At 62.9% G+C, this 17,343-nt stretch carries 13 protein-coding genes and 1 pseudogene; 11 read left to right on the plus strand and 3 right to left on the minus strand.

Annotation, left to right across the window (positions count from 1 at the left end; all coding sequences use genetic code 11):
• The 4 genes from ACS7SF_RS26430 to ACS7SF_RS26445 all read left to right on the plus strand — a co-directional run bounded on the left by ACS7SF_RS26430 (position 1) and on the right by ACS7SF_RS26445 (position 5,283).
• Positions 1-822 carry an amidohydrolase family protein gene (locus ACS7SF_RS26430; protein ID WP_439893419.1) on the plus strand — a complete coding sequence of 274 codons (822 nt, stop codon included), beginning with the start codon at positions 1-3 and terminating at the stop codon, positions 820-822.
• A 45-nt stretch (positions 823-867) separates the two neighbouring features.
• Positions 868-1,665 carry a substrate-binding domain-containing protein gene (locus tag ACS7SF_RS26435; protein WP_439893420.1) on the plus strand — a complete coding sequence of 266 codons (798 nt, stop codon included), beginning with the start codon at positions 868-870 and terminating at the stop codon, positions 1,663-1,665.
• A 115-nt stretch (positions 1,666-1,780) separates the two neighbouring features.
• The gene (locus ACS7SF_RS26440) at positions 1,781-2,674 is read left to right on the plus strand and encodes an alpha/beta fold hydrolase (RefSeq protein ID WP_439893421.1); all 894 of its coding nucleotides are present in this window, start codon (positions 1,781-1,783) and stop codon (positions 2,672-2,674) included.
• 233 nt (positions 2,675-2,907) lie between these two features.
• Positions 2,908-5,283, plus strand: coding sequence for a dockerin (locus ACS7SF_RS26445; protein WP_439893422.1), 2,376 nt, complete (start codon positions 2,908-2,910; stop codon positions 5,281-5,283).
• A gap of 104 nt (positions 5,284-5,387) precedes the next feature.
• On the opposite strand, the gene ACS7SF_RS26450 is transcribed toward ACS7SF_RS26445, so the two are convergent.
• Together ACS7SF_RS26450 and ACS7SF_RS26455 are read right to left on the minus strand one after the other, a co-directional pair.
• Positions 5,388-5,591, minus strand: a complete 204-nt coding sequence (locus ACS7SF_RS26450) for a hypothetical protein (RefSeq protein ID WP_439893423.1) — start codon at positions 5,589-5,591, stop codon at positions 5,388-5,390.
• A gap of 256 nt (positions 5,592-5,847) precedes the next feature.
• The gene (locus tag ACS7SF_RS26455) at positions 5,848-7,287 is read right to left on the minus strand and encodes a type IV pilus assembly protein FimV (protein WP_439893424.1); all 1,440 of its coding nucleotides are present in this window, start codon (positions 7,285-7,287) and stop codon (positions 5,848-5,850) included.
• Between the two features lie 649 nt (positions 7,288-7,936).
• On the opposite strand from ACS7SF_RS26455, the gene ACS7SF_RS26460 reads away from it, so the two are divergent.
• Both ACS7SF_RS26460 and ACS7SF_RS26465 read left to right on the plus strand, forming a co-directional pair.
• Entirely contained in the window at positions 7,937-9,181 is a 1,245-nt protein-coding gene (locus ACS7SF_RS26460; protein WP_439893425.1) for a hypothetical protein, read from the plus strand.
• 129 nt (positions 9,182-9,310) lie between these two features.
• Positions 9,311-10,327 carry a helix-turn-helix transcriptional regulator gene (locus ACS7SF_RS26465; protein ID WP_439893426.1) on the plus strand — a complete coding sequence of 339 codons (1,017 nt, stop codon included), beginning with the start codon at positions 9,311-9,313 and terminating at the stop codon, positions 10,325-10,327.
• Positions 10,328-10,399: 72 nt separating this feature from the next.
• Here the strand turns inward: ACS7SF_RS26465 and ACS7SF_RS26470 are convergent, their stop codons facing one another.
• Positions 10,400-10,930, minus strand: coding sequence for a response regulator transcription factor (locus ACS7SF_RS26470; RefSeq protein WP_439893427.1), 531 nt, complete (start codon positions 10,928-10,930; stop codon positions 10,400-10,402).
• Between the two features lie 300 nt (positions 10,931-11,230).
• Here ACS7SF_RS26470 and ACS7SF_RS26475 point away from each other — a divergent pair, with 300 nt between their 5' ends.
• The 5 genes and pseudogenes from ACS7SF_RS26475 to ACS7SF_RS26495 all read left to right on the plus strand — a co-directional run bounded on the left by ACS7SF_RS26475 (position 11,231) and on the right by ACS7SF_RS26495 (position 17,145).
• Positions 11,231-12,250 (plus strand): response regulator transcription factor, encoded by a 1,020-nt coding sequence (locus tag ACS7SF_RS26475; protein WP_439893428.1) that lies wholly within the window; start codon positions 11,231-11,233, stop codon positions 12,248-12,250.
• Between the two features lie 386 nt (positions 12,251-12,636).
• Complete coding sequence (locus ACS7SF_RS26480) at positions 12,637-14,937, plus strand: LamG-like jellyroll fold domain-containing protein (RefSeq protein ID WP_439893429.1); 2,301 nt, start codon at positions 12,637-12,639, stop codon at positions 14,935-14,937.
• 121 nt (positions 14,938-15,058) lie between these two features.
• Positions 15,059-15,520, plus strand: a complete 462-nt coding sequence (locus ACS7SF_RS26485; RefSeq protein ID WP_439893430.1) for a MarR family winged helix-turn-helix transcriptional regulator — start codon at positions 15,059-15,061, stop codon at positions 15,518-15,520.
• 141 nt (positions 15,521-15,661) lie between these two features.
• Positions 15,662-16,088: pseudogene (locus tag ACS7SF_RS26490) on the plus strand (organic hydroperoxide resistance protein).
• Positions 16,089-16,125: 37 nt separating this feature from the next.
• Positions 16,126-17,145 carry an alpha/beta hydrolase gene (locus tag ACS7SF_RS26495; protein ID WP_439893431.1) on the plus strand — a complete coding sequence of 340 codons (1,020 nt, stop codon included), beginning with the start codon at positions 16,126-16,128 and terminating at the stop codon, positions 17,143-17,145.
• The last annotated feature ends 198 nt before the right edge of the window (positions 17,146-17,343 follow it).

Below are 17,343 nucleotides of genomic sequence, written 5' to 3' on the forward strand. Positions count from 1 at the left end.
ATGCAAGGCACACTGAACGGCGGCATGTGGGATTGCCACACGCACATCTACGGGCCCTGGGATGCGTTTCCGCTGCCGGCCGATGCCTCGTATCGCCCAGCGGAAGCGCCCATGACGCAGTTGCTTGCGCTGCATGCGCAACTGGGTGTCACGCACGGCGTGCTGGTGCAGGCGGCGTGCTACCAGTCTGATCACGGCGCGCTGCTGGCAGCGCTGGCCATGACGCAAGGGCGCTACCGAGGCGTCGCGCTGGTCGACCACACCACGACTGACGAAACCCTGCGCGACCTGCATGAAGGCGGCGTCCGTGGCATCCGCTTCAACTTCATGGGCCACCTGCCAGGCGATCGAGATCTGGGCCATCTGCGCGAGCTTGCCGAACGCGTGGCGCCAATGGGCTGGCACGTGCTGCTGCATGGGCAACTGGATCAACTGTTGCCTGTGCTCGACGCGTGGGAAGACCTGGACGTGCCGCTGGTGATCGACCACATGGCGCGCCAGGATGCGACACATCCGCTGGACGAAGTTGCCGTGCGCGCGCTGGAGCGCCATCTGCGCTACAGCAAGCGGTGGATCAAGCTGTCGGGCGTCGACCGCCTCATGCAAGGCGCGGCCCCCCCATGGGACGCCGCCTTGCCGCTGGTCAGGCGCCTAGTGCAAGCCGCGCCGGACCGCGCTATCTGGGGCACGGATTGGCCCCATCCCAACATCAAAGGCGACGTGCCAGACGACAGCAGCCTGCTCGCCTTCATACAAGACGCCTGCGGCGTCGAAGCTGCCCAAGCGGTGCTGGTCCACAACCCACGGCGGCTCTATTTTTGAGGCACCGGCTGTTCCTGGCGCCCACCCATAACAAGGAGACAAGACATGCCATTTCAATCCGCGATGCGCCGGTTTGCAGCGCGCACGCTATGTGCCGTGCCGTTGGTCGCTGCCGCCGGTGCCGCCTGGGCCGCCGATATTCACGTGCTGGCAACCGGCGCATTGCATGCCGCGTTCGAGCAGGTCATACCCGCCTACGAGAGACAGTCGGGCAACCATCTCATCATCGCGTGGGGTCCGTCTTACGGAAGCTCGCCCGATGCTCTGCCGATGCGCATCAAGAACGGCGAGCCGATGGACGTCTGCTTCATGATCGGCACCGCGTTGACGGAGCAGGTCAAGCAGGGGCACTTCATTCCGGAGTCGCGTGTGGATCTAGTCGGGTCGGGTGTCGGCGTGGCGGTGCGCAAGGGTTTGCCGGTGCCAACGATCCACACGGTGGACGAGCTGCGCAACGTACTGCTGGCGGCCAAGTCAGTGGCCTTCTCCGAGGGTGCAAGCGGCACCTACATCACCGGCACGCTGTTCGAGCGTCTAGGCATTGCCGAGCGGATGAAAGCCAAGAGCGTGCTGATCCGCGGCAAGGAGCTGGTCGGCTCCGCGCTCGAGCGTGGCGAGGCGGATCTGGGCTTGCAGCAGATCAGTGAGCTGCGCGCATTCAGCGGTATCCAATATGTGGGCCCGCTCCCGGCCGAGGTGCAGAAGACCAGCGTGATTGCGGTTGCGGTGGCTAAAGACGCCAAGGACCGCCAGGCCGCCGAAGGGCTCATCACGTATCTGCGCTCGCCAGAAGTCGCTGCCAAGCTGATTCAGACCGGGCTCGACCCGATTCCCGCCAAGTAAGCCGATCCACTGTCGTTGTCTGAAGCGCCGCGGTTGGTATCCAGCCGCGTGGGGCAACTGTTGCCTGAAACAAGCGCAACCGGGTCGTCGCCCCATCCATACCAAGGAGAACACCATGAAATTGATCCAATACGGTTGCACCGCACTGGCAGCGGCCATGCTTTCCTTCTCTGCGCTGGCAGCTACGGATGCCGGTCAAATGGATCGGGAGCTGGTCAAGTACAACAACGTGCAGATTGAGGTGATGCGGCAGGGCAAGGGCCCGCTGATCGTCATTCTGCCGTCGCTCGGCCGCTCGGGGCGCGACTACGATCAGGTGGCAGACAGGCTCGTCACCGAGGGCTTCCGTGTGCTGAGGCCGGAGCCGCGCGGCATTGGTCAAAGCAAGGGGCCGATGGCCAACCTCGACATGCATGCCTTTGCTGCCGACGTTGCCGCGGTGATCGAGCATGAAAAGCAAGGGCCGGCCGTTGTGGTCGGCCACGCCTGGGGCAATTTCCCGGCACGTATGGTGGCCGTGGATCGCCCCGAATTGGTGCGTGGTGTGGTTCTGGTGGCAGCGTCCGCTGGCAAGGTGCCGCCCGGCTCGGCCGAGAAACCGATCAACGCGGAGATGCGCAAGGCTATCGACGGTGCAGGTGACATGCACCTGTCGGAAGCGCAGCGCCTGGAATATCTGCGTCAGGCGTTCTTTGCGCCGGGCAATGACCCACGCGTGTGGCTCGATGGTTGGCACGAAGAGACGCATGAGGCCGAATCGCATGCCCGCAACGTGACCCCGGTCGACGCGTACTTTGCGGCCGGCACTGCGCCGATCCTCGACTTGCAGGCCGAGCACGATGCCGTGGCGCCGCGCCGGTTCTCACAGGTACTGAAATCGATGCTGGGCGATCGTGTGACGGTGGTTGTCGTGCCCAACGCCGGGCATGCCTTCGCGCCGGAACAGCCTGCGGCGATGGCGGATGCGATTGCAACGTTCGCCAAGAGCCTGGACGCCGAGAAGAAATAACGCGCCCGCCCGCACGCCACAAGCAGATTCGGTGGCGCCATAAACGAACGATTGGGTACGCATATTCTCAATAAAGCTCACTAAATCTGCTTCAAGGTTGCTGCGCGTCGACAGGCTGTGTTCAATGGCGGCACAAATCTCGATACCCCTCTTTAGCAGGGGGTGGCGGTGGTTCGTGCGGCAGAGCCGCAGGTTTGACGACAAAAAAGAAACCGGGTGGATCAATGAGCAAAATGAAACAGCGATGGATTGCTGTCGCGGCAATGACGTGCGTGCTATTTGGCTGCGGTGGTGGCTCCGATGGCACGCAGAGCGGCAGCACGATGGGTACTGGGACGCAAGGCGGCACCGGTGGTGGTTCCACAGGCGCGAACAATGGTAGTGGTGGCCAGACCGGCGGGGGCAAGAACAGCGGCGGCACTCCCGCCAGCACCCAGCAGGGCACCAGCTGGACCAGCGTGAAATGGGGCGGTGGTGGTTATGTGACGGGCCTGATCTACCACCCGAGCAACGCGAGCCTGCTGTACGCACGCACCGATGTTGGCGGCGCCTATCGTTGGGACGCGACCAACTCGGCGTGGACGCCCATCACTGACGGTCTGGGTTTCGGCGCCGGCGAAGGCCAGTACCACGGTGTGGAGAGCATTGCCCTCGACCCGAACAACGACCAGCTGGTCTACATGATGACCGGCGATACGGTGAGTCAGAACGCCCCCGGCCGCATCTACATTTCGAGCGACCGCGGCAACAGCTGGACGCACTACGACCTGCCGTTCGCGGTGGGCGGCAACGATAACGCCCGGGGCTACGGCGAACGCCTGGCGGTTGACCCACAGAATCCGTCGACGCTGATGTTCGGCTCGCGCAGGGCCGGTATCTGGAAGAGCACGGACTCGGGCCATACATGGAGTCAGGTCACGAGCTTCTCGAGCACCACGATGACAGGCGGTGGGACCCCGATCGGCGTCGAACAAATCGTGTTCGATACCCCATCCAAGGGGACCGGGCAGCCGACGTGGATCATCTGGGCCACCGTCGCCTCCGACTACGCCCAGGCGGCAGGCCTGACGTCGACGCTGTACCGGTCCACCAATGGCGGTGCGTCGTGGGCGCCGGTGGCGGTTCCGCCCAACGTAGCCAATTACGACATCCCCCACGTGGTGAAGACGTCCGACGGCACCTTCTACATGACGTTCCGCCCGACGGCGCCTCAGGTGCAGGGCGGCAGCGGCCCCAGCTATCTCTACAAGTTCGGCGGCAGCAACAACAGCACCTGGACCCAACTCACCAGCTCCACCAGCATGGGGATGGCCGGTCTGTCCGTCTATGGCACCGGCTCGACCGCCCGCATTGCGGTGGGTATGACAGGCTGGAGCGACGGCAGCAAGCAAATTCAACTGTCCGATGATGGCGGCACCACCTGGCGCGAAGTCGAGGCCAACATGCCGCATACGTCCGACACGTGCCGCGGCTGGATCGAGGGTGTCACGATCGACCCCGCCAACCGCGACCACATCATGCACATCCACGGCGGCGGCATCTGCGAAACCACGAACGCCTCGGCAGCCACGCCAACCTGGAGCCCCAAGGTCAACAACCTGGAAGAGACCGCTACGCTGTTCGCTGCCGCACCGCCGGCCGGCGCGCAGTACAAGCTGATCAACGCCGCTGGCGACATCGGCGCGTGGGTGATCACGGACCTGGCGACGCGGCCGACGCGGGCGCCGATGCCCGGATGGAGCAGCGGCAATGCGGCCGACATGGCGTGGGCCGATCCGTCCTACATTGCGGTCACCGGCGTCGACAACGCCAACGGTGCCGTCGTCAAGGCCTTCTGGTCCGGCGACTCCGGCAATAGCTGGTCGCAGTTCGCGTCGATGCCTAACGGTGGCTCGAACAGCTCGAGCCCAGTGCAAAGCGTGGCAGTCACGTCGCGCAACAACCTGGTCTGGGCGCCGCAAGACTCGGTGCCGTCGTACACCACCAACAATGGCGCGAGCTGGACGCAAACCAACCTGCCGGCGTTCACCGCCACCTGGAACGGCTTCTTCCGTGCGTATCGCCTGGCCGTGGACCGCAAGAACCCGAACAAGGTCTATGCCTTCGATTCGGGCGGTGCAAGCTGGAGCTGGCAGCGTGGCAAAGTCTATGTGTCGACCGACGCTGGCCACACGTTCACGCTGAGCCAGGGCTCGGTGAACGCGAACATGGCCTGGAATGCCTGGGGCGATACGTCGATGGTGGTGAACCCGAACGCCGAGGGCGACATCTGGGTGGCCGACGGCAATGCCGTGTACCACTCGCTGGACTCGGGCGCGACCTGGACCAAGCTCAACGCGTTTGCCACTGCCAACGGCACGCTGGGCGCCACGAATATCACGCTGGGCAAGGCGCAAACCGGCGCGCCGTACTCGGCCGCGGTCTACGTGGAAGGCACGGTCAATGGCCAATGGGGCATCTTCCGCTCCGACGATGGCGGCGCAACGTGGTCGCGCTTCAACGATGACGCGCACCAGTTCGGGGGCAACGCCGTCGTTGTAGGCGACTGGAACACGTATGGCCGCATCTACGTCAATGGTGTCGCTCGCGGGCTGATCTATAGCAACTGAGGTGGATCGACAGATCTCCGTCCGGCTGCGGTTTGCAACCGGACAGAGAGCGTAGGCGAATGGGCTGCGACCATCGCGCGAAGGTGGTCGCAGCTTTTGTCTTTTTAGTGGCAGCCCTGGCACACCATGCCAGCCGCCTCGCCCTCTCGCTGGGCTGCTGCCATATCCTCGTTGCTTTGCTGTTGCGACGACATGCCGCCGCCATTGCCGGCTTGCTGGGCGGCCATCATGTCATCTGCGTAAACCGGCGAGAACGCCGTCGCGGTGGCCAGTGCGAGCAGCACGGTCAGAATGAATTTCGCTTTCATGATCGGTCCTTGGTATTCGGCTGAGTGCCTGTGTTGAAGGGGCGCATCCATTGCATCCAGCATCGGGAAATGGTCTGCGCCAGCGGTCAAGCTGGCCGCACTGTAAGGGCGAGCCGCGGCGCGCGTGGATGTCGCACCGAAGCCGATCGCGCGAAAGCGAAATGAATGCGTCACCGCCTGCGCTGAACAGCGACAGGCGAGGGGACAGACCGCACCGCAGAGTAGCGGTGCATTGGTGGTGATGGCTGCGGCGCGCTTACTGCGTCGTCACTGCGTTGCGCGGTATGGCCCGTTGGGCTTTTGCCTTCTGGTCGTTGCGCTGTTGAGGGCGGCCGCGTTCGGTCAGCGGATCACCCTCGTTGAACTGCGTGTAGATGGTGGTCAGCGCAGATTGCACCTTGCGCATGCGCACACGGTAGAACACCAGCGCCCCTGCCAACGCGGCGAGCAAGACACCCACCGCCGGGCCGACGATGTCGGCACGCATCCACAGCGGCGTCTCATCGGTGGCGAGCGTCGTGCCGTCCACGCGGGGCGTGCCCGATGCATCGTCCGCTGGCTTGGGCGATCCCTGCGCAGCGGCAGGTGTGGCTCCACTCTTCAACGCCGCAAGCCGCCGCATGTCGGCCACGTTTTGCTCCACCTGCGCGAGGCGCGATTCAAGCTCGCGGATCCTCTGCTTGGCCGCAACCAGTTCGTCGTTGAGTTGCTCTGCCATTCGGTCTTGCGTGCCCGCGGCGGACAGGCGCAGCGTGTCCTTGCCGGCCGCGTCGGCGGGTATCGGGCGCGCTTGCGTGTGCGTTGATGCGTCTGTTTCCGGAGGCTGTTTGGCGCCGACTGGGGCGGCGGCATTGGCTTGCGTTAGTGCGCGGATCTGGCGATCGGCGTCGCTGCGTGTGACCGCACGCGCTTGTTCTTGCGACGGCAAATGCAACGTGGCGCCCACGCGCAGCTGGTTGATGTTCCCTCCAATGAAGGCCTGCGGATTGTTCCGATACAGCGCGAGTTGTGCTTGCCCGGAAGAGATGTCCTTTTGATCCGGCGAGGTGTTCAACGCGATGCCCGAGAGGCTGTCGCCGGCCTTGATGGTGTAGGTGCTGGCAGTGGCTTCGTCGCGTTCGCTTGCGGGCGGCGTGGCCGAAGTGGTTGAATTCGCCGAAGTGGTCGTGGTGGTCGACGGCTGCTGTGCGCGGGGCTGGCTGGCCGATGCGGTCATCGCCACCGGTGCAGATGCGGTGGTCACCGGCGGGGTGTTGACGCGTTGCGCCGCGGTGCTGCTGGCCGGTGACACGCGCAACGCGGGTGTGACGTTGCGCTGCGTCTGCAGGAAGGTGTCCGGCGCGCCAGCCCTGCCCGGTGGGCTGAGCAGCACCGTGTACGCAGCCACGCGCTCGCCGCCTGGCCCAGCAAGGGCGACGATGACGTCCGCAATCGGATCGCTATGCGGCACGGTTGAAGATACGTGAACGGCATAGCTGCCGTCTTGCCGCTGTATCAATGTCGTACGCAGCGAGGTCGTGCTTGCGCCATAAGGCAAGCCGGCCGCTTGGTAGGCTTCGCGTCCGCCCGGATGCAGCACCAGGGTTTGCGCGTCTTCGGGGCGTATGCCCATCAAATCGATTTCCGCATCAAGCGGTTGGCCGATCCCTGAATGCAGATGCAGCACGCCGAGTTCGGCTGCGTGTGCTGCCGGCATGGCAGCCCAGAGTGCTGCTGCGGCAGCTGCGGTCAGCGACCGACGGACGTGCCAATGCCCAATTCCTCCATGGAATCGTGTTTTCATTTTGAATGCTCCCCGAGTACTTTTTACACCCGACTTATTAGATAGATTGGGGGGTGGTCGGAAAGGATAGAGCGTTTCATCAGCGTGCCGGCGCCGATCGCGGAGAGTTGAGAAAAATTCAGGATTGATACGACATACGTGTCATTGCCCAGGCGCATTGAATCTGATGCGGATTTGGAATCCGTCTATACCGATTCTCACTGGAATCGACCTAGCGGCGGCCAACCTCCACCGTGCTATTGCGGTTTGCCGTCGAGTTATGCCGAGCCGGTATGGTTTCCTATACCCAGATGGTGTTTGTGCCGTGCAGCGCGGCCACCCTAGAATCGGATGCCGACAAAGCGGGCCGGGGGGCTAGCATTGCGGGTTGTCCATGCAAGTTGAAAGAGGCGTTTGGCCGGATGTTTTCGGGCCAAACGCACGGTAGTGCTGCAGTTCAATAAAAACGAATTAAAAGAGGTCGGGAAAGATGAAAACAGTAGGCGGGGCGCGCAATGCGCCCGGAGCGGGCCTTGATGCGGGCTCGCGGGGCGGGGTGCTTTCGGGGCGACGCTTTCTCGTGGTGACTGCAGTTGCCCTGGCATTGTTCGGCTGCGGTGGCGGCGGTACCGATGGCGCGCAGAGTGGCAGCACGACAAGCACGGGTAGCGGTACGGGAACACAAGGCGGAAACGGTAGCGGCGGGGGCGGCGGCACCAGCACCGGTGGTACCGGTGGCGGTGGCACGGGCAGCACGGGTGGCGGCACCGCCAACACTTCGGCAAGCGCCGCGCTCGTCGCCAAGCTGGGCAAGCCGTCGCGCGTGCTCGTCGGGCTCGGTTCGGGCCAATCGATTTCGGACATGCAAAGCCAAGGCATTCGCCCGGACATCGTCGATGTCTACCTGGTGGGCGCGGGGCCGGGCTCCTGGCCTTACTGGAACAGCCCCGATGGCGCGTACATCACGTACACCGCGCAGGCGGCGCAGGCCTATGGCGCAACGCCGATGTACACGTTCTACCAGATGGCCCAGAACGGTGACGGCAACCTGAGCGGCATCACCGATGCGACGTTCATGAACACGTACTGGAGCCAGGCGCGATTGATGTATCAACGCATTGCTGCATTGAATGCGCCGGTGCTGATCAACCTGGAGCCCGACTTCTGGGGCTACGTGTCGGCGCAGGCTCCCAACCATGATCCAACGCAGATGCCTGCGGTGGTGAACAGCCAGCCTGAATGCAGCAGCCTGCCCAACACCGCCGCCGGTATCGGCCAGTGTCTGGTGCAGATGGCGCGTCAGATTGCGCCCAAGGCGCTGATTGGATTCCCACCGGCGTTCTGGTCAGCCTCACCGACGGCGGTGGGTGGCGAAATGCGCGCGGCTGGCGCGCACTTGGCCGATTTCATTGTCGCGCAGACCAGCGACCGCGATGCCGGCTGCCTGGAGCTCGCTGCGGTGGCGGAGTGCACGGGCCGTGGCGGCACGTTCTATTGGGACGAGAACAACGTCAACACGCCCAACTTCCATCAGTCCCAAAACAGCTACCTGGATTACCGGACTGCGTTGGGCAACGGGTTGCCCATTCTGTGGTGGCAGACGCCGCTGGGTGTGCCGTCCAGCACGCCGGGCGGTACCAACCAGCACTACCGCGACAACCGTGTCGACTACATGCTGCGCAACACGCAGGAGTACGGCAGCGGTCACACGTTCGCCATCGTCTTTGGCTCGGGTGGCTCGTACCAGACCACGATCAACACGGACGGTGGGCAGTTCGCGCGCCTGCTGGGTCAGTACCTGGGTGGAGGCGGCGCCACGCTGCAATAAACCCTATGTGTTGTCGGCGGCGCCTGCTGGATGGCGCCGTCAACGCGCAGGTGGGTGGCGACGTTGGGTTGGCAGGCGAGGCAAGTTGCAGCGGCTCTGCGTGAGCGCAGCCGCTGGCGGGTGGGAGTGGTGAGTTTCAGTACGAACGATCTACGCATGCTGCTGGAGGTGACGGGGTCCCTCCATGAGTCATCGCACGAAGGTTTTACGCAGCGCGCAGACCTGACGCGAGGGCTTGCCTCGCTGCTGAACGTTGACGTGATGGTGCACCTGGCATGGAGCGATCACGGCCAGCAACTGGAGCAGCGCGGTACGTGGGGCCGCGATACGCGCATGAATGCCGAGTACGGCGAGCACTACCATGCGCTCGACCCATTCGCCCCCATGCTGCGCAGCCGGACCGATCCACTTATCGTTGCCAATCTGGTCGATCGAAGCGAGCTGTGCCGATCGGAGTACTACAGCGATTTCCTCTGCAAATACGAGGCGTATCCCGGCATCAGCATGTATCTGGAAGATGCCGGCGGCGTATTGCTCGATTACCGGTTTGGTGCCAGCGACCCGCGCAAGCAATTTGGCGAGCGGGAGGTCCGCCTGCTGGATCTGCTCAAGCCGCATTTGATCAACGCGCACCGGCTGCATCGGATCGCCAACGAACTACGCAGCGTGGGCCGTGACGACGGGGTCAGCCCCAGCTTTACGCTGCGCGCCGGCAAGCCGCCGCGGCCCAATCGCCAGGCGTCGGTATTGCTGTCGGTGCTGGAGCCGTATCAGAAGACAGCGCTGCTGATGATTCTGTCGAGGGTGGCGGCTGGGTTGCCTGCCGAGGCTCGGTGGAACGGCTTCAACCTGTGCGTGGAGCGTCGTGTCGATCTGGCCAGCGGTGGCCCCGCCAAAGTCGTGCATCTGTTTGCGCATACTGCGGGGTCTGCGGCTTGGTTCAAGCAACGGTTCCAGATGACCACGCGTGAAAGCGAGGTGTGCCATCTGATGTTCTGTGGCCAGTCTGACAAGCAGATTGCCGTGGCGCTGAACATCAGTTACTGGACTGTGCGCGTTCACGTGGGGCGGGTGCTCGACAAGCTCGGGATCGAATCACGGGCGGCGATCGGCCAAGTGGTGACGAGCGCCATCGAGCCGTACTGAGCGGCAGCGCGAGCGGATATTGCGCGCATGAGAAGGCGCGGGGTTCCGACGCCGGTCTTACGTTATCTATGCTTAGGCCGAAAACGTTTCAGAGGTGAGCACTACGCCAAACGATGCTTCGCCCGGCTCATCCTTGCGGGTGCGTTGGTAGATGGTGGCCAGCTCCGTGCGGTTGCGTGCGCCCAGCCGCATCAGCAGCTGGCGCATGTGCGATTTGACCGTCTCGACGCTGATATGCAGCCGTTCCGCGATCTCGGAATTTGAGCGGCCGCTGGCCACTTCCTGAAGGATGTCGCATTGCCGGCGGGTGAGGCGCTTGGGCTCCAGCATGGTGGGCGATGCGGTGAATGCAGCTTCCGCGTCGGTGGCAGGCGCGAGTGCTTTCAATGCGCCGCTGAGCATTTGCTGTATGTCTTCCAGCGCCATCGCCTGCAACGTGGGCTGCGAAGGCATCCACGTCGTGTCGTTGAGGAGCGATGCGTCCAGAAAGATGACGGCCAGCGATGTGGGAACCACGTCCCAGCGCGCCACCATGGCGGTGGATGGGAGGGCGGCGGCGCATGGGGCGGGCGGACAGGTACACGATCGTGTGCGCGCTTGCATGCGGGTTCCCCTTCGAAAAGCAATGTGCGACGTGAATCAAGGCGGTGGAGTGACGGCTCGCAACTGGTAAGCAGCCCTCCGCAGGCGCACTATCGCAAAAGGGTGGCGCCAGCAACCATCGCTATGGATAGCTATGGTCAGCGTGATGGCAGTGCGTTAGGTGCCCCCCAGGCTTTCGACAGACACTGGCTATAGGCCCGTACCGTTTGCGCCGATATACCTGTTGTCTTGATACGCGTGCCTGGATAACAGAGATGGACTCTCAGACTCAACACCGGCGATAAGCCGACGAAGCGATCGATGGACCTCTCCACAGCGGATTTACGAGCGTTGCTCGACATCACGGGGCAGCTTCATGAGCCCTCAAGCGACAACCCTCTTGAACGCCCCGAACTGGCCAAGAAGGTGGGGAGGCTGCTGCACGTCGATCTCATGGCGCACCTCCTGTGGGATCGCGATGGCAACTATCAGCCGCAGGCATGCGCATTGTGGGGGCGAGACCAGCGTATGCGCATCGAGTATCGCTACCACTTTCACGCGGTCAACGTGATCGCCCCGCTGTTGCAAAACAGCTTTGAACCGATCGTGATCGAGAGCAGGATCAGCCGCTCGGAGTGGGGGCGGTCGGAGTACTTCACCGATTATCTCTGCCCGCATCAGGCGTATCCGGGCATCAGCCTGCGCCTACCGGATGCGCGCGGGATGCTGCTGGACTATCGATTCAGCACCAGCGACCCCAAGAAGCGTTTTGGCGATCGTGAGACGTTGTTGCTGAGGCTGTTGAAGCCGCATCTGCTGAACGCGCAACATCTTCGCGCAATCCAACAAACCGAGCAGCGCGGGGCCGATGCCGACACGCAGGTGCCGGCGTTTCTGCTCGCAGGCACGTCTCCGCCACGGCCGAACGACAAGGCGCGGGCCCTCTTAGCCGGACTCAGTGTCGACGAGCGCGACGCACTCTATCAACACGTGTTGGAGGCGACCTACGGATCGCCCCACGGGCAATGGAAAGGGTTTGGGTTCTGCGTGGAACGCGGGCCGGTGGACGGCAACCACGGGCTGGTGTGCAAGGTTCATCTCATCGCACGGGTCGTCGGCTCATCTGCATGGTTCCAGCAGCAGTTTGGCGTGACGCTGCGCGAGGGGGAGGTCTGCCATCTGCTGCTCAAGGGTATGTCTGACAAGCAGATCGCACTGGCTCTGAACATCAGTTACTGGACGGTGCGCACCCATGTGGGGCACATCATGCGGAAGCTTGGCGTGGACTCACGCTCTGCGATCGGACTTGCCGCGCTCAAAGCCGGCGGAATGCCAAAGTAGCGGTCGCAGGCGCGACCCGGTGTGGCGTGCTGGCCTCGGTTTATTTGGCTGAAACTTCAAATATCCTCAAATCCTTTTTCTTAAATCGTCGTTGACGAACTAGCGTTTTATCGGCGAGGCGTGCATTAAAGACATGTCTCTGTCATAAGCGATCTCTAGTATGCGAACGCCGTTCAATGCGAATCATTAAAAGATAAAAAGCAAGAATCAAAGTATTCGTCGCCGAGACTCTATCAAGCGGTTGCGGATCATTTGCACTCGGAGCGGTTGGCCTGTTCCGGGTGAGAGGCGAGGTTCCACGGCGTCTTCATTTCTCTTTCGGCGTTGGCTGACCCAGACGATGGACGGCATTTTCTGGGGTTGCTAACAACGTTACGGAGAGAAAGATGTCAACCAAGCATGTGGCTGACCAGCGGCAGGCTACGCTGGATACGCTAGCGTCGGTTCCTGAGCTGAAACGCCGGCAATTGCTGCGCATGATGCTCGCTTCCACTGCAGTCGGCGTTTCGGGTTTGCTTGCCGGCTGCGGCGATGGGGCCACGCAAGACGCGTCGACGGGGTCCGGTTCCGCCGGCACAGGCACGTCGCCAGGCACGGACACACCGGGCACCGGTGCCGCACCAAAGCAGGTGTCGTCGTTCACGCTGGCGGCGTTGCCGGATACGCAGTTTTATCCGCGCTATGCGTCTGGAAAGATGGGGGCGCTGTATCAGAAGAACTATCCCACCATCAACGGCCAATACGACAATCCGTTCAAGGCGCAAACGCAATGGATCGCGCAAAACGCGAAGGCGCTGAAGCTTGCATTCACGACGCACCTTGGCGATATCGTCGACCAGTCCTGGTACTACAGCTCGGAGGGTTCCGCACCGTGGAGCGCCAGTACCGATTTGGTGAGCAATGGCCAGCTGAGCAACGGTACCGTCACGAAGGAATGGGAACTTGCCAGCCAGGCGATGCAGGTGTTGGAGAAGGCCGGCTGCAACTACTCGATTTGCGCAGGCAACCACGACGTTGGCGCCATCGGGTCGTCCATGCAGTGGGGGCCGGACTGGGGTGTCGGCGTCTCGGGGTTTGATAACACCGACGGTTACCAAGACGGCGGCAGCCACCGGCAAGGCTTGCTGGAGCCGTATCTGAAGGTGTTTCCGACCGCACGGGCGCAGCAGCAGTTGACCTTCGGTGGCCGCCATGGCTCGGGCTTCCACGAGTACCACGTCTTCAACGCCGAGGGGAACGCGTTCCTGGTGCTGTCGATGTCGTGGCGCGCGTCGGACGATGCAATTGCGTGGGCCAATGCCGTCATCGCGAAGAATCCGAGTGTTCCGGTCATCCTGATCTGTCATCAGCTTGCCGGCATTGGCCCCGATGCCGTGACGGCGGTGGATACGGCGTATTCCAATTACCTCTGGGACAAGCTGATCAAGAACAACGACCAGATCTTCATGGCTGTCTCTGGGCACTATCACGGCGCCTGCAAGATGACGAAGAAGAACGCCGCCGGCAACGACGTGCTGTTCATGGTCGTCGATTACCAGATGGCGTACATGGGCGGCAACGGCCTGATGCGGCTGTACGAATTCGACCTGACGAACAACAAGATCATCGCCAGCTCGTTCTCGCCCTGGGTGCCTGTCAAACCAGAAGCGAGCCTCACGCAGTTTGATTCCGCTTGGCTCACGGCGGACAACCAGAACTTCTCGGTCGACATCAATTTCGCGAAGCGCTTTGCCGGCTTCAACCCGGCATTCAAGCCCGCCGCCGGTTCGGTATCGGGCAGCCTGACCGACGTGGCCAAGGGCCTGATCCTCGCGAACTATCACAACCCGCCGCAGGAACCCGGCAAGCCGGCCACCGGCCCGAACGACTACCCCGTGGTGGCAAACACGCTGGCGCATTGGCGCTTCTATAACAGCGCGGCGGCTGAAGGTGAGGCACTGTCTCCGTACCAGCCCGGCTTTCAGATCAAAGACGTCTCCGTGCCGGGCGATACGTCGGGCGGTGCGAACCCCATCTCGCTGAACACATGGATGGGCGGGCAGGCGGGCGATCTGGTGTGGTCCAAGGATCATCACCCGCTGTCTTCCGCGCCGGGCAGCCTGCAGTTCAAGAACGCCAACCAGACGAGGGGCTCGTATTTCACGACCGACGCCACTTCGCCGCTGAACAGTCAAACGTTTGCCAACGGCTACACCATCGAGGCGTTCGTCAAGATCGATGCTGCCTGGACGGCGCAGAACAACGCGTGGATGGGGATTCTGTATCGCCTCGGTGCACGCAGCGCGGCCTCGGGCATCTCGTGGCCCGGCGATGTTGACACCGGCGACACCATGGCGATGTTCGCGTTTTCGAACCTGATGGAATTCCAATGGGAGGTCGTGCCGACCGACAACACTCAGAACCTTGCGTGCTGGTCGGGCGGTGTATCAGCGGGGCAGTGGCTGCACGTTGCCATCGTGAATGACGGCAAGGGCAGCACAACGATGTATGTAGAGGGCGCCCCCATTCTGCGCAACAACAGCGGCATGGACGGTATCCGCTACGTGGCGAGCACGCAGCAGATGGCCATCGGCGCCTCGCAGTATGGCGGCAGCATGGGCAACGGGTTCTTCGGCAGCCTGGGCGAAATGCGCATCGTCGGTGCGCCGCTGCTCCCGAGCCAGTGGCTGACGGCGCGGGCTAGCTAGTCGGCACGGGGTGCATTCCCGCCTGGTGGGTTTCACGCCAGGCGGGGCGTGTGGGTACAGCAGGGATGGGACGGTTTGAAATTGCTTGCTATTAAGTAGCGCGCTATGTATATTGCTCCCCATGGACGCAAACAAGCCCCTCTCTGCATCGCCCGGCCTGGCTTTGGACCAGCACCTTTGCTTCGCCCTGTACTCGACCATGATCGGCGTGAACAAGGTGTATCGGGCACTGCTCAAGCCGTTGGGTCTGACGTATTCGCAATACCTCGTCATGCTGGTGCTGTGGGAACGTGATGCGCAGACGGTGTCGGAGATCGGCGAACGGCTGTTCCTGGATTCGGCCACGCTCACGCCCATGCTCAAGCGTTTGGAGGCCGCCGGCCTGATCGACCGCCAGCGCTCCGAGGTGGATGAGCGGCAGGTGATCATTTCGCTCTCTGCGCAGGGCAAGGCGCTGGAAGTGCCTGCCAGGGAGGTACCGGGCTGCGTGGCGGCTGCCATGGAATGCGCTCCGGGCGAATTGGAAGTCTTGCGTACGCAGTTGAACGAGTTGCGAGGTCGGCTCTTTAAGAACGCTGCCTGAAGCAAACCGAGACCCAGCGGGTGCCGTAACGCGCCCGTTTTTTTGAATCAAATAAGTAGCGTGCTATTTAATAGTAAGCAACTTCAACCCGCGCAAACGCACGAATGCCGCTGCGCAACACCCGCTCTCAAGGAGAACTGCATGTCGATCGAAAACATCCTCTACCGTGCCCAAGCCAATGTCACCGGCGGCCGCGATGGCCGCGCCATCGCTAGCGATGGCCGCCTGGACGTGCGCCTGTCCAACCCGCGTGAACTCGGTGGCCCCGGCGGCGAAGGCACCAACCCCGAGCAGCTCTTCGCGGCTGGCTACAGCGCCTGCTTCTTTGGCTCGATGAAGTTCGTTGCCGCGCGCGACAAGCTGCGCATCCCGGCGGATGCAAGCGTGCAGGGCACAGTGGGGATCGGCACCATCCCCCACCGGCTTTGGCATCGAGGTCGATCTGGCCATCAGCCTGCCCGGCATGGACCGCGCCGAAGCACAGACGCTCATCGACCGCGCGCACATCGTGTGCCCGTACTCCCACGCCACGCGCGGCAACATCGACGTGCGCCTGAGCCTGATCTGACACCACAACGCCCTCATCGACTTCTGGAGTCTCTGTCATGAACCGCATTGCCAAGTTTGCCGCCGGCACGCTGTTGTCCATTGCCACGGGCGCCGCGCTTGCTGCTGGCAGCCCCGGTGTGGAACACAACACCCAGGCCTTCCTGGAAGCGCTCGCCTCCGGTGGCGGCAAGCCGCTCGAAACGCTGTCACCTGCTGATGCACGCGCCGTGCTGGTCGGCGCGCAAGCCTCGGCCAAGGCACCACTCGTGCCTGCTGACGTGAGCGAAAAGACCATCATCGTGGACGGCAAGCCGCTGAAGCTCACCATCGTGCGGCCGGCTGGCGCCAAGGGCGAGTTGCCCGCATTCATGTTCTTCCACGGCGGCGGATGGATCCTCGGCGATTACCCGACACACGAGCGCTTTGTGCGTGATCTGGTGGCCGATTCGGGTGCCGTCGCTGTGTTCGTCAACTACACGCCGTCGCCGGAAGCGCGTTACCCGGTTGCCATCAACCAGGCCTATGCCGCAACGAAATGGGTGGCCGAGAACGGCGCGCAGATCCACGTGGACGGCAAGCGCCTGGCTGTGGTCGGTAACAGCGTGGGCGGCAACATGGCAGCGGTGGTGGCGTTGATGGCCAAAGAGAAGGGCACGCCCGCGTTGCGCTCGCAGGTGCTGTTCTGGCCGGTCACGAATGCCAATTTCGAAGATGCGTCGTACGACGAATTTGCCGAAGGGCACTTCCTGACCAAGCCGATGATGAAGTGGTTCTGGAATGCCTACACGACCAGCCCGGTGCAACGGCAGGAGATCTTTGCCTCGCCGCTGCAGGCCACGCCCGAGCAGTTGAAGGGCCTGCCGCCGGCACTCCTGCAAACCGCCGAGAAAGACGTGCTGCGCGATGAAGGCGAAGCCTATGCGCGCAAGCTCGACGCAGCGGGCGTGAGCGTGGTGGCCACGCGATACAACGGCATGATTCACGACTTCGGGTTGCTGAACGCGCTGGCTGGGCTGCCGGCCACGCGTGCCGCTTTGCACCAGGCCAGCGAAGAGCTGAAGTCGCGATTGAAGTAACACGCTGGCGACGGGGAGGGCGTGATGGTGGCGCCTTTCCCGAGTGCCACGTTGGTCCATCAAGAGCAAACCTGAAGGCGCGCATCCAACGCACGGATGCGCGCTTTTAGGGCGATGCACGCAGGCATTGCTGTGAGCCTGCCTTCTGCCTCCAGAAGTTAGATTTGCGTCGCTCTGACGTAAATAAATTTCAGCGAT

Source organism: Ralstonia sp. 25C (assembly GCF_051904805.1).
GTDB lineage: Bacteria > Pseudomonadota > Gammaproteobacteria > Burkholderiales > Burkholderiaceae > Ralstonia.